The following is a 12,246-nucleotide window of genomic DNA, read 5'->3' on the forward strand; positions in this document are numbered from 1 at the left end:
CACTACCCTCGAGATCCGAAAACCCGGCATGTCTACCGGGGCGCAATCGTCTCTCACTCCAGATGAGCCACGTTTTGAAACCGGATTTTTTCCAGTAACCACCTGCGGCTTCTCACGGTTAATTTTGGTAAAACGAAGGCGTTAACGCAAAACACCTCGTTTGAACGCCTTATTCATGATTTGTTATGGTTAAGGATCAGTTATGATTCAGACAGGCGACCCATTTTAAATTGTCTGAACCTGCGATTGCGGCTTAAAGAGCTTGATCCATTCAGCAGGAAACCTTCGTGGGCGCCCGGCGCTATTGATCATGGCCGCTTCTACGACAGCGGAGATCAGAAGATCATCGTCGCGTTTGATGGCCTGCGCCATTTTAACCCGTGCACCGGATATTTCGGCCGTGCGGGTCTCGACGGTCAATATGTCGTCAATGCGCGCCGCCGACTTGAAGTCGATCTCCATGCGCCGCACCACCCAGACGTTGCTTTCACCGAGTTTGCCATCTGCAAGCTCCGAATGGTGGACGCCAAGCAAACGCAGGTAATCCGTACGCCCCCGCTCCAGGAATTCGAGATAACGGGCATGGTAAACAATGCCGGAAAAATCCGTATCGGCATAATAGACACGTGCCAGTAGGCGGTGCCCGGCATCGGTCAGTTCGCCGGCCAGTCCGGTTGCAGTTGTTGATGGAGAATTGTTTTCGCTCATGGTCCTTTCCTTTTGCAGGCTTGGCGGGCATTTTGTCCAGACCCAAGACAGCAAGGACGCGAAAAGAATTGATCCTGCCACTGCTACGCGCCCTTCTATGCTTCGGCCATTTGTTGGCCTGCTCCGTCGCCGCGTCAGCGACGGCATTTACGATGAAACAGGGGCTGAATCTTGATCTCTGGACCACATGGCCGGGACCCGAACGCTGGGACGAGGATGCCGTGCTCGCCAAGTTTCCCGAATGGCGGCAGGACACCAGCATCGACAATCTGAAGGATATCCGCGCGGCCGGATTTGACTTCGTCCGCATGCCGATTGATCCGGCCATATTTCTTGAAGACGCATCCGGCAAGCGGGTCACCAGGCTCATTGCTGCGACGATCGAGACCGTTGATATGATCCATGAGGCCGGGCTTAAGGTGATCGTCGATTTCCATTCGATCCCGAGCGATGTGCGCAAGGTTGGCACGAACCAGGTCCTGGCGGACAACGACCTGTTTGCCCGCTATCTCGATGCCGTCGCACGGGTGGGTACGGCGCTGTCCACTACAGATCCCGCAACCACGGCGTTTGAGCCCTTCAACGAGCCGGTCATCGATTGCGACCCGACACTCTTTCCGAAATGGCCTTCCCTGCTGAAGCGTTTGCACGCGGCAGCACGCAAGGCGGCACCAAATCACACATTGGTTCTGTCCGGCAGTTGCTGGTCCAGTGCTTATGGGCTGGCAAAGATCGATCCCGCCCTCATTGCCGACGAAAATGTCATCTGGACCTTCCACTCCTATGAACCTTACATCCTCACGCACCAAGGCGCAGATTGGACGGGGGACTCAATGAGTTATGTGGAAGGTCTCCCCTACCCGCCGGATTTAATGGGTGAAGAGGCTTTCGATGAGCGTCTCGCAGCTGTCCGCAAGACAATCGAAACGAACGCCCCGGAGGAGCGGCGCGAGGAGCTGTTGACCGGGTTCAACGAGATAGCCGGCGGGGTCATGAGCTACAAGCAGGTTCTAACAATGCTGAATGAACCCTTCGACAATGCGGAAGCATGGGGAAAAAAGCACAACATTCCGCCGGAACGCATATTTCTTGGCGAGTTCGGCATGATCCGGCAAGAGTACCGGAAGGAATTCCGCATGCCTTCTCCCTGGCGCGCCACCTATCTGAAGGATATGACGGATGCCGCACAACAGCGCGGCTTCCCCTGGTCGGTCTGGTCGTGGGGTGGGGCATTTGGCATTACCCTCGACGACGACAAGCGCATACTGGACCCGGTTATCCTCAAGGGCCTCGGGCTGAAACCTCAGTGAGGTTCAATTCTCTTCCTGGAAAAGGTTGATCTGCTGCTGGATGATATCAGCCGGGGCACTCAGGCCCAGATGTTTCCAGGCATTTGCCGTCAGTACACGTCCGCGCGGTGTTCGCTGGATGAATCCCTGCTGGATAAGAAAGGGTTCGATAATATCCTCGATCGCGTCGCGCGGTTCCGAAAGGCCCGCAGCAATCGTCTCGATGCCGACGGGCCCGCCACCGAAATTATGTGCGATCATCGCGAGATAACGCCGGTCGAGTTGGTCAAGACCAAGCGAGATCGACTTCGAGCCGCAAGAGCGCAGCATCGGCAGTCTCGCGATCGATCCTGTCCTTGCCATCGACAATAGCGAAATCCCGCACGCGGCGCAGAAGGCGTCCGGCAATTCGCGGCGTGCCCCGGGCTCGGCGGGCAACTTCCAGTGCACCGTCATCGGTCATGCCAATGCCCATGATCCGGGCCCCGCGCCGTACGATATGTTCCAGTTCTTCGACCGTATAGAAATTGAGGCGGATAGGGATGCCGAAGCGGTCACGCAGCGGCGTCGTCAAAAGGCCGAGCCGGGTCGTGGCGGCAACGAGAGTAAATCTGGCGAGATCAATCTTCACCGAGCGCGCCGCCGGACCCTCGCCAATAATAAGGTCGAGCTGATAGTCCTCCATCGCGGGATAGAGAATTTCCTCCACTGCCGGATTCAGGCGATGGATCTCATCGATGAAAAGAACGTCGTTCTCTTCGAGGTTGGTCAGGAGCGCCGCAAGATCGCCGGCCTTGGCAATGACGGGTCCCGAGGTCGAGCGGAAATTGACGCCGAGCTCCTTGGCCATAATCTGCGCCAGCGTTGTTTTGCCGAGACCGGGCGGTCCGACAAACAAGACATGATCAAGCGCCTCGCCCCGCGACTTGGCCGCTTCGATAAAGACTTTTAGGTTGGCGCGTGCCGAAGCCTGGCCGACAAAATCGGCAAGCGTTTGCGGGCGGAGCGTGGTATCAAGATCCTCTCCGCGCTTGTCTGGTGTAATCAGGCGGTCTGCATCACTCATGCGCCTGTCCTCGCACAATGCGCATCGTCAAACAACCGCATTAGCGTGCCAACTCCTTCAGGCCCAGCCTTATGAGCTTGGTGGCGTCGGCACCCTCACCTGCATCCTTCAGCGCCGCAGCCACAGCATTGGCGGCCTGATCGCGCGAATAACCGAGGTTGGTCAAAGCCGACACGGCATCGGTAATGGGGCCAGAGGCAACACCTTCACCGAGTTCTTGCTTCAGACCGATCGTCCCCATCGCCTCACCGGCAAAGGCCGGCGCCTTGTTCTTGAGCTCCGTGACAATGCGCTCGGCGACCCGTTTGCCGACACCCGGCGCCCGGCTGACCATGGCAATGTCACGCAACGCGATGGCATTCGCCAAGTCCGACGGCGTGAGCACCCCCAACACGCTCAATGCCACCTTGGCGCCAATACCCTGCACGCTTTGCAGCAAGCGGAACCATTCGCGCTCCAGCGCGGTACCGAAACCGAACAACCGGATCAGATCCTCGCGTACGTAGGTTTCGATCAGCAGCACTACGGCTTCGCCCGCCCCCGGGAGATTGGAGAGCGTTCGCGCCGAACAATAGACGACATAGCCGACACCATGCACATCGACGATCACGTGATCCTCGCCGATTTCGTCCACTGTACCCTTGAGTTTTCCGATCATCCCAGTGCCGCCAATTTCTGTTCGATAGCGATGCGCCCGATCGCGCTTTGCCGGTGGTGTGCATGGCATATGGCAACTGCCAGTGCATCGGCCGCGTCATCTGTATCGAATGTCGCCTTCGGCATCAGCACCTTGACCATCATGTGGATCTGTTGCTTCTCGCCATGACCGACACCGATCACCGCCTTCTTCACTGCATTTGGTGCGTACTCCGCCACATGCAACCCTGCCAGCGCAGGCACCAGCAAGGCAATACCCCGCGCCTGGCCGAGCTTCAGCGTTGCTGTTGCGTCCTTGTTGACGAAGGTGTGTTCGACCGCAGATTCTTGCGGCATCTGTTCATGGATGACCCCCGCAAGGCCATCATGCAATTGGCAGAGCCGCGAGGCGAGATCAAGCTTGGCGTCCGAAAGGATCGTGCCGGCCGCAATGAATCGCAGAGAATTCCCGAGCGTTTCGATGATTCCCCATCCGGTCCGCCTGAGTCCGGGATCAATGCCGATGATTCAGAATCGCTTCTTTCATGTCGAGACCTTATCCGTGTGTCCTGCATGTTGACAGCAGAAAGGTGAACAAAAGAGAAACAAATCTATGAGTTTGTACGGAAGACTATGAAGAGACGCCACGGGGCCATCGAGCATTCCGCCCCGCCTCTCAGTTGTGGCTGAACGCCGTAGCAAGCAAGGTAATCTGATCGGAAACCGGATTGACGGAAAGAATCCGCCTCTGGTCGGCGCCCCCCGCCCCTTCATGGTAGATCTCATTGTCCATCTGGCGGACGCGGGCCTGCAGACGCAAGGATCGATGCACGATATCGCAGTAGGAAAGCGGGATCTCATCCCAGCCGGTTACCGATTCAGGAGCCGAATCCGTATCGAGGCGGACCTTTGCCTTTTCCGAAAGTACCTGTTCGAGTGTCATTTCGCCGCTGCGCGACGCCCGCTGCAGAAGCAGCCAGGAGGCCACTTGCATCAACCTGGTTGTCAGCCGCATCGATTCCGCCGCGTAGAGCGCTCGCGGCAATACGGGACAATCGCCTTGCCGCCTCGCGGCCTTCACCGTCGAGATAGGATGCGGCTTCTTCCACAAGACTCATGCCCTCATCATAAAGATGATTAAAGCTCTCTGAGCGTACCATGCGCCCCGCGAGCCTTATCGTGTTGTCCACGTGGAATTCCTGTTCAGCCATTATATGCCCTGTTACCCAAATGCGCTGCCACAATCCGCAATTTTACCAAAGCAGTGCCCCCTTACTGGAACAGCAAGCAAGGCACCACAACAGTCGGCGGGCAGTATTCCCCAGCAACCTGCCTGCATCCTCACATGAGCGCAAGTTTATCCTTAATAAAGGGTTAACGGCAGGGTCGCAGGAAAGATATGAACACAAAAAAAGAGCCGCAAAACATGGCGGCTCTCAGGAGTCTAACAGGGAGGCGTCAAACAAAGTGGCCAAACCACTTGGTAAGAATCCAGAAAACTGGATGATCAATTTATAGATTGTAATGCTTAACGATTGGTTAACGCAGACAATCAAGTTGAGGCCACTCTCTGATGCCAACCGTCATTCGATCGGCAGCGGATGCTCGGGCCAATCCAGCGTGACATCGGCCTGGACCGGGCGATCGAGGTAGGTGGAGAGAACCACATAGCTGCGCGAGGCAGTGACGCCTGGGACTACATAGAGTTGGGAGAGCAGGTGCTCCAATGCTTGCGGGCCCTGCGTACGCACCTTCAATATCATCCCGGTATCGCCGGCCACCGAATGCATTTCTTCCACTTCCGGAAATTCGCGCATGCGCATGAGCCGCTCGCTCTTCCTCCAGCCTGTCGTATCCACGTGAACGAAAGCGAGTAGCGGCTTGCCGGTCGCCTCACCGTCGAGCCGTGCAATAATCGACCCGATTACCCCCGCATGGCGCAGGCGCTTGACCCGCTCGAACACGGCCGGCGCGGAAAGCCCGACTTTCTCGCCGATTCTCGCATAGCTTGAGCCCGCGTCCTCCACCAACGCTCCTAATATCCTTCGGTCAAAATCATCGAGGGACGCATGGGCTGTCCGCTTGCCCCGAACGCCATTCGTTTCTTTTTTTCACGGTGCTCTTTTTCCTTGAAGCTGAATTCTGTTCGGCAATATCAGTCTAATTCAGAAAGAAATATTGTGAAAAGCGAGGAAACTCAATGCAACGTATCGTACATAATCCGGATGGACGTATTTACCCGGCAACACCTGATTATGTTCACGCTTTGGAAATCCGCGACCCGCAGCGGATTGTCTATCTCAGCGGAACGATGGGGCTCGACACGGCGGCGGCCGCAGGCAGAAATCTCTCCGAACAACTGGACCTTGTCTGGTCGAATATACGCGTGATCCTCGCTTCGGCTGGAATGACTGTTGCCAATATCGTCAGGGTTACGAGCTATTTGCGTGATGCGGCCTTTGCGCCAGAGAACCAGAATGCACGTGTCACCGCGCTGCAGGGAAATATCGTTCCAACAACAGCAATTGTTGTTCAGACCCTCTCTGCAGACTGGCTCATCGAGCTGGAAATCATAGCCGCTGCGTGATGCTGTGCATGCTATGCGCCGGAAACCAGTTTGGCACGTTTGCGTAGTTCGAATTTCTGGATCTTTCCCGTCGACGTCTTCGGGATGGTTTCGAACAGCACATGCCGGGGACATTTAAACCGCGCCAGCAGCGTTCTGCAATGGGCGATAAGCTCTTCTTCGCTTGCGTGATGGCCGGGTTTCAGCTCGACGAACGCAAGCGGCGTTTCACCCCATTTGTCGTCTGGGCGCGCAACGACGGCACAGGCACTGACGGCCGGAAACTTGTAGAGCGCATCCTCGACCTCAATCGACGAAATGTTTTCGCCACCTGAAATGATGATGTCTTTCGACCGGTCCTTAAGCTGGATATAGCCGTCGGGATGCATCACGCCGAGATCGCCCGAATGAAACCACCCGCCGGCAAACGCTTCATTGCTGGCTTGCCGGTTCTTGAGATACCCTTTCATGACGATATTGCCCCGAAACATTACTTCGCCGATTGTTTCGCCATCGGCCGGTACCGGCGCCATGGTTTCAGGGTCAAGAATCGCAAGATCCTCCAATGCAGCATAACGCACGCCTTGCCGGGCCTTCTTGGCCGTCCGTGACGGCGTCTCAAGCGCGTCCCATTCATCCTGCCACTCGTTGACGACAGCCGGCCCGTATGTCTCGGTAAGGCCATATAGATGAGTAACCGCAAACCCGGCATCCGCCATGCCCGCCAGTATCGATTCGGGCGGCGGCGCCGCGGCAGTGTTGAACGTTACTGTTTGAGGGAAGGGTCGCTTATCGCGTTCCGGCGCGTTGATCAGCGTCGACATGACGATGGGTGCGCCGCACAGATGGGTGACACCATGGTCCGCTATAGCATCATAGATCTGCTTCGCCCGCACCCAGCGCAGGCAGACATGGGTTCCGAATTGCAGTGCGAGCGTCCAGGGGAAACACCATCCATTGCAGTGGAACATCGGCAGCGTCCACAAATACACTGGATAACGCCCCATGCCCGAAGCGATGACGTTGCCATAACCCATAAGGGCGGCACCCCGGTGATGATAGACAACTCCTTTTGGATTGCCCGTCGTGCCAGACGTATAATTGAGTGTAATCGCATCCCACTCATCGTCGGGCATGGACCATGCGTAGCCGGGATCACCGGACGCAACGAACGCCTCGTAGTCCACGTCGCCAAACGGCTCACCCGCTGGATAGGGTGCATCGGCCGGATATTGATCGTCAACAAAATCAATGATTATGGGCTTGACCTTGGCAAGCTTCAGCGCCTCGCGAAAGACGGCGGAAAATTCGGTGTCGACGATCGCCAGTTTGGTTTCGGCATGGTCGAGCTGAAACGCGATAACAGCAGCGTCGAGCCGTGTATTCAGGGAATGTAGAACAGCCTGCGCCATTGGCACTCCGAAATGCGCTTCCAGCATGGGAGGCGTATTCGAAAGCATAACGCTGACCGTGTCGCCCTTGCCGATACCCCGCAGGGAAAGCGCGGAGGCCAGCTGACGTGTCCGCCGGTAAAATGTCCCGTAATCAACGCGCTGCACCCCATGAATGATTGCCGTCCGGCTGGGATAAACGCGCGCTGCTCTCTCAAGATAGGACAACGGAGTCAGTGGCTGATGATTTGCCGCATTGCGCTCGAGATCGCGATCGAAAATTCCGCCCATATACGCCTCCCAACGCAATAGCCGGTGGAAGTTTAGACCAAGCTGGTGAAGCGAAGCTACCGCTTTTTCCAAAGCGCAGGCGCCAAGCCCGCCGCGATCATTGCAAGCGAACTAAGCGGCGTGATCAGGACATCGCGATTCGGGTGGCAGGCTTCAAGTTGCCAGCTCCCACGGGTCTGCCGGTAGCGATGGGTTTTGCAGCCTGCCGCACGGGGCGCCCGCCCCAACCGATGCGTGGCAGCCATTCGAGATAATAGGCAAGGGCAAATTGCGCCATGATTCCACTGGCGATGAGTAGCGTGTCATCCAATAGACCACCGGGATTCATTACCTTGACGACCTGCGCCACCATCGCAAGGATCGTACCCGCAACGAAGACCGGCAGGGAATGTTTCCCAAGAATGGCCAGCGGATGATCGACCGAGGTGCGCGCAATATTGGAGATCGCGGGGACCGAAACAATGACATAGGTCAGCGCCAGAACATGTGCGAGACGGGTAAGCGACAGGAATGTCTTGTCGAAGCCGGTCACGACCATTGGCAGGCCAAGAGAAGTATCGACACCCCAAAGCGGCCATCGCACCCAGACCAGCGCAATCAGGATATAAGTAACCGACAGGCCGAACAGATATTTGTTGAAGGCAATCGTCCCACCCCGGCGCACATGCATCACGCCCCCGATACCGATTGCAAACAGGAACTGCCACGACAATGGATTGAGGAACCACACACCATCAGTTGGATAGTTAGGGGGCGCAATCTGGTACACGCCGGAAACCAGCCATAGGGCGCCCGAAACTACCAGCATCGCCGCGATACTGATGTTTGCAATCAAGAGAATAACCGGCAGCATCAGCAGCAGCACGCCATACATGGACAGGATATTATTGTAACCAAGCTGATGGCCCATCGTTGCAAGACCAATGAGAGCCTTTGCCGGCTGGTCCATCAGAGGGCCAATATTGATGAACGACATGAAGTCAGGGCGTTTGAGATAAATGCCGGCAGCGCAGAAAATCGCCAATGTCGCGATGGTTGTCAGGATATGTGTGCTGTAAAGCGTGGCTGCCCGCCGCCACGCCTTGAGCGTAATGAGGAAGCGATTGCCTGGCTCAAACTTCGAGCCATAGGCAAGGCCCACGGCGATGCCGGAAATCAGCACAAAGGCTTCAGCGGAATCGGAAAAGCCGAAATTCTTGTGCGTCAAATTCTCGTAGACCGTGCCTGGAACATGGTTGATGAAGATCGTCAGCAGCGCCAACGCCCTGAAGACATCGATACGGGTATCCCGCTGTTTAACCTGAATCTGTGTCATAGCGTTCACCAGTATCCTGTCATGCAAATCAGATTTCGCTTCCAACCTCGATGGAGAGCGACTCGCTTGGGTGGTAGTGATTTGGTAATGTTGACATAGGGCAAAAGTTGCGTTGCGCCCGATCAACTTTCGTTGAAAATTATAACAGACTGACGATTCCGTCGTAGGTGAGCTTCAATCCCATGAGCAGGATCATGACGTACATGAAGGGATAGAAAACCTCGGCACGCATGCGTTTTACAATCCAGGCACCTGCAAAAGTCGCCAATGGAGCAAGGGGGACAAGGACAGCCGATGCCGCCAGATTCGCCCTGTCAAATTGGCCGAGTGCGAAATAGGGAAGGACCTTCACCGCATTGATGACCGCGAAGAAAATGACGCTGGTACCGTTGTAGATCCTGGGATCCTGCCGCAGTGGCAATGCGTAAACCTGATAGGGCGGGCCGCCCGCATGCGCCACGAAACTTGTGAACCCGGCAATCGTCGACCAGAACGTGGCGTTGGCTGCATTATGCGGTTTTGCGATTGCGCGCTTCGCCGCACTTACGAAAACATAGCGCGCGAAAAATATGATCGCGATGATACCGACGATCAATTTCACCATGTCATCCGTGACGATCGAAGCAGTCAGCCAGCCGATACCCACACCCAGCAAGCCACCGGGAAGCATCAGCTTCAGCGTCTTCGCATCACGGTACCCGCGCCATGACCACAAACTGGCCAAATCCATGATGATCAGAATAGGCAACATGATCGCTGCTGCCTGGACCGGCGGCATGACGAGTGCCATCAACGGGACACCTACCTGCCCCATTGCACCTCCAAGGCCGCCTTTGGAAAGCCCGATCAGAATTGTGGCTGGAACAGCGGCAGCGTAGAACCATGGGTTCATCAGGAGATCGGGCATGGCGGGAAATCCGGCAGGAGGGGACAGGTTCCTTTAACCTTGCTTGGCGCAATTGAAAATGCTTTTTGGCAATATGCCGCGATTTGATAAGACATTTGTTGGACAAGGAGGAGAACTGCCCCGTTTGAGAGGACTATTCAAAACAATCATCATCCTCTATGCCCGAATTCCATCATGATTGCCTTTTCTATAGGGCACGTCCAATCCATTCGAGAACGATGTAAGGTCGCAGCTAATGAACACCGAAACGACACCTCAACGCTGCCGTATCGTTCTGATCGCACCCCCGGCGGCGAGTGCGGACGAGCTTGTTAAACAACTTGGCAATGCGCTGTCAGGCGGCGATGTCGCTTCGGTATTGTTGCCCGCCTACGACGCAGACGAGACCCTGTTCCAGACGATTGCTGAAGCAGTTGTGCCGGTCGTCCAGAAAGCGGGAGCTGCCGCCATCATCGTGGGCAACACGCAGATCGCGGGACGCGTCAAAGCGGATGGTCTGCATATTGAAGGCCCTGTCGCTGACATTGCCGCCAATGTTGCACGGTTTTCACCCAAGATGATCGTTGGAACCGGCAACATCAAGAACCGCCACACGGCTTTGGAAATCGGCGAAGCCCAACCGGATTACGTACTGTTCGGCAAGATCGGTGCGGACAACAAGCCGGAAGCCCATCCGCGAAATATTGAATTGGCCGATTGGTGGGCCTCCATGATCGAGATCCCCTGCATCATCCAGGCCGGTAACACGCTTGATAGCATCACCGACGCTGTGTTGACCGGTGCTGAGTTCATCGCCCTTGGCGCTGCCATATTTGATGGAAGCGATCCGGCATCAGCCGTCAAGGAAGCTAACAGGCTTCTTGACGAACATGCGCCGGGATTTGAGGAATAGAGGCTCATGGCAGCGCGACCCGGCAAACTACTATCCAATGTTGCGGCATTGCTGACGGCCTTCCCTGTTCTGACATTCGCAGCCTTTGCCCAGACCGCTGAAGCACCAATAACGTCCGAACCGGCAAAGCCAGCCATCGCGCCGCCCGCGCCGGCCGCGTCTGCTCCCGTTAGTTCCGGCGCGCCTGGCACGACGGCAAAACAGGACAAGCCCAGATCACCTGACGATCCCGCGCTTGAGACGATCAACCCGACCCGGTTCGGTAAGGCTCCTGCTGACGAAGCGTTCGGCGCCTATCAGCGTGGGCTCTACAAGACGGCGTACAACCTGGCTTTGCCACGGGCGGAAAGTGGCGATCCCGCTGCACAGGTTCTACTTGCCGAAATGCTGGCGCGGGGCCTTGGCATTCCGGTCAATATGGCGGAGTCTGCAAAATGGTACGGCAAGGCCGCCGAACAGGGCGTACCGGAGGCACAGTTCCGCTATGCTGCGATCCTGCTTCAAGGCAGATACGCCCCGAAAGATGTCAAGCGCGCCAAGGAGTTGACGAAAGCCGCCGCCGACGCCGGGAACGCCGCAGCGCAGTTCAACTACGGACAAATCCTCATGCAGGAGCGTCCGGGGGCTCCTGGTATCGAAAATGCCTACCCCTGGTTTCAGAAGGCTGCGGCGCAGGGTCTTCCAGATGGCGAATATGCGGTCAGCCAGGTGCTCGCCAATGGCACTCCGGCCATTCCCCGCGACATGGCCAAAGCAAGGCTTTATCTTATCAAGGCCGCCACCAAGGGTTACGACACAGCGCAGCTTGACCTTGGTAGCTGGCTTGTCGCCGGGCTCGGTGGTCCACACGAGTACAAGTCGGGCTTTGGATGGATGTTGCGCGCAGCAACTGGAGGCAATGTTGCTGCCCAGGCGCGGCTTGCGAAGCTTTATCGTGACGGCATTGGCGTAGAGGGCGATTCCATCAAGGCAGCAGCATGGTACATCGTTGCCAAGCGCGCCGGCCTGACCGACCCGGATCTGGACTCCTTTATGGACGGTCTCGACGATGACCAGAAACAGGCAGCGATCACCGAAGCAAACAAGCTGCAATAATGCGATTGGTCATTTGTTGCGTTGACGAATTGCTCGTGCCGGTCGTAGCTTCTCGCCGATACAACTCAAATGATCGAACCGATTGGAATT

The 12,246-nt window shown here is 56.5% G+C and carries 10 protein-coding genes and 3 pseudogenes; 4 read left to right on the forward strand and 9 right to left on the reverse strand.

Going from position 1 to position 12,246, the window contains the following annotated elements:
* Positions 1-225 precede the first annotated feature (225 nt).
* Positions 226-708 carry a tol-pal system-associated acyl-CoA thioesterase gene (ybgC, locus tag N8E89_RS04745; RefSeq protein WP_113172410.1) on the reverse strand — a complete coding sequence of 161 codons (483 nt, stop codon included), beginning with the start codon at positions 706-708 and terminating at the stop codon, positions 226-228.
* Between the two features lie 152 nt (positions 709-860).
* On the opposite strand from ybgC, the gene N8E89_RS04750 reads away from it, so the two are divergent.
* Complete coding sequence (locus N8E89_RS04750) at positions 861-2,018, forward strand: glycoside hydrolase family 5 protein (protein ID WP_262261283.1); 1,158 nt, start codon at positions 861-863, stop codon at positions 2,016-2,018.
* A gap of 3 nt (positions 2,019-2,021) precedes the next feature.
* Here N8E89_RS04750 and ruvB read toward each other — a convergent pair.
* The 5 genes and pseudogenes from ruvB to N8E89_RS04775 form a co-directional block, all read right to left on the reverse strand.
* Positions 2,022-3,063: pseudogene (ruvB, locus tag N8E89_RS04755) on the reverse strand (Holliday junction branch migration DNA helicase RuvB).
* 40 nt (positions 3,064-3,103) lie between these two features.
* Positions 3,104-3,721: a Holliday junction branch migration protein RuvA gene (ruvA, locus tag N8E89_RS04760; RefSeq protein ID WP_106667010.1), complete on the reverse strand. Its 618-nt coding sequence runs from the start codon at positions 3,719-3,721 to the stop codon at positions 3,104-3,106.
* The gene (gene ruvC, locus N8E89_RS04765) at positions 3,718-4,227 is read right to left on the reverse strand and encodes a crossover junction endodeoxyribonuclease RuvC (protein WP_262261828.1); all 510 of its coding nucleotides are present in this window, start codon (positions 4,225-4,227) and stop codon (positions 3,718-3,720) included. The genes ruvA and ruvC overlap by 4 nt, the downstream gene beginning before the upstream one ends.
* 148 nt (positions 4,228-4,375) lie before the next feature.
* Positions 4,376-4,910: pseudogene (locus N8E89_RS04770) on the reverse strand (DUF1465 family protein).
* A gap of 372 nt (positions 4,911-5,282) precedes the next feature.
* Positions 5,283-5,807, reverse strand: a pseudogene (locus N8E89_RS04775) (Lrp/AsnC family transcriptional regulator); the annotation flags it as partial.
* Positions 5,808-5,899: 92 nt separating this feature from the next.
* On the opposite strand from N8E89_RS04775, the gene N8E89_RS04780 reads away from it, so the two are divergent.
* Positions 5,900-6,286, forward strand: coding sequence for a RidA family protein (locus N8E89_RS04780; protein WP_262261285.1), 387 nt, complete (start codon positions 5,900-5,902; stop codon positions 6,284-6,286).
* 11 nt (positions 6,287-6,297) lie between these two features.
* On the opposite strand, the gene N8E89_RS04785 is transcribed toward N8E89_RS04780, so the two are convergent.
* From N8E89_RS04785 to N8E89_RS04795, 3 genes are all read right to left on the reverse strand, one after another.
* Entirely contained in the window at positions 6,298-7,947 is a 1,650-nt protein-coding gene (locus tag N8E89_RS04785; protein WP_262261287.1) for an acyl-CoA synthetase, read from the reverse strand.
* A 124-nt stretch (positions 7,948-8,071) separates the two neighbouring features.
* Entirely contained in the window at positions 8,072-9,262 is a 1,191-nt protein-coding gene (locus N8E89_RS04790; protein ID WP_106667016.1) for an OpgC family protein, read from the reverse strand.
* 139 nt (positions 9,263-9,401) lie between these two features.
* Positions 9,402-10,169 (reverse strand): sulfite exporter TauE/SafE family protein, encoded by a 768-nt coding sequence (locus N8E89_RS04795; RefSeq protein WP_106667017.1) that lies wholly within the window; start codon positions 10,167-10,169, stop codon positions 9,402-9,404.
* A 235-nt stretch (positions 10,170-10,404) separates the two neighbouring features.
* On the opposite strand from N8E89_RS04795, the gene N8E89_RS04800 reads away from it, so the two are divergent.
* The gene (locus N8E89_RS04800; protein WP_106667018.1) at positions 10,405-11,061 is read left to right on the forward strand and encodes a thiamine phosphate synthase; all 657 of its coding nucleotides are present in this window, start codon (positions 10,405-10,407) and stop codon (positions 11,059-11,061) included.
* A 6-nt stretch (positions 11,062-11,067) separates the two neighbouring features.
* Positions 11,068-12,156 (forward strand): tetratricopeptide repeat protein, encoded by a 1,089-nt coding sequence (locus N8E89_RS04805; RefSeq protein ID WP_106667019.1) that lies wholly within the window; start codon positions 11,068-11,070, stop codon positions 12,154-12,156.
* Positions 12,157-12,246 lie beyond the last annotated feature (90 nt).

The organism is Phyllobacterium sp. A18/5-2 (assembly GCF_025452215.1).
In the GTDB taxonomy this organism is placed as follows: domain Bacteria; phylum Pseudomonadota; class Alphaproteobacteria; order Rhizobiales; family Rhizobiaceae; genus Phyllobacterium; species Phyllobacterium sophorae.